We start from the raw sequence: 685 nt of genomic DNA on the forward strand, positions 1-685 counted from the left end.
TTGCCGGTGGTACCCAGTTGCCAGGTGGCAGACGGCGGCGGTGTCAGCGACGTACTCGGGGTCAGCCGCGGGGTGTGAGCGCTGCCCTGGCGTAGCGCGAGGTGGGGTTCGGCGATCCGGCGGGCGACGGCGGCCAGGATGTTCGCCAACCCGTCGGCGATGTCGTCGGTGTCGAGCAGACTGATCCGGCCCGGATGCTCGTTCTGGGTGGCGTGAATCAGTGCCCAAGCCGCGGCGTGCGCCAAATCGGGTACGCGGTCGTGAGCGCTGGTGGCCACGGCGTGGCGGGTCAACACAACCAGGGGTGTGCCGAGAACGTCGGAGCGGGCCAGCCAGTGTTGCAGCTGGGTCAGGGTGTGCCGAGTCAGGGTGTGGACTTGTCCTACCGGATCCTGTTCGGTATCGGGTAGCGGCAGTACCCAGATCACCAGGTCGGCGTGGGCTAAGTCCGGATCGGAGAGGTCAGTGTGACTCGTGGCCTGCCGCAGGCCCGGTGGGACACGTTCAGGGTCGTCGCTGACGACGGCCCAAGTAGCCGCCGCGTCCGCCGCAGGAAAGGTGTCGGGTGGCAGCGCCGGCCAGTCCAGTTTGAAAAGGCTGTCGCGCAACCCCGGAGCGGTGAGGCGCTGGGGCAGGCACTCGGGCACGGCGCGCAGGGTCATCGTGCGCACGCTGATGACGGGGG

1 protein-coding gene is annotated in these 685 nt (G+C 68.9%); it reads right to left on the minus strand.

Annotated elements, in window-relative coordinates:
* A partial coding sequence (locus tag F0Q45_RS26445) for a SpnB-like Rossmann fold domain-containing protein (protein ID WP_444875267.1) occupies positions 1-662 on the minus strand: 662 nt, incomplete at its 3' end.
* Positions 663-685: the final 23 nt, after the last annotated feature.

It is taken from the genome of Mycobacterium simiae, assembly GCF_008370645.1.
Lineage (GTDB): Bacteria > Actinomycetota > Actinomycetes > Mycobacteriales > Mycobacteriaceae > Mycobacterium > Mycobacterium simiae_A.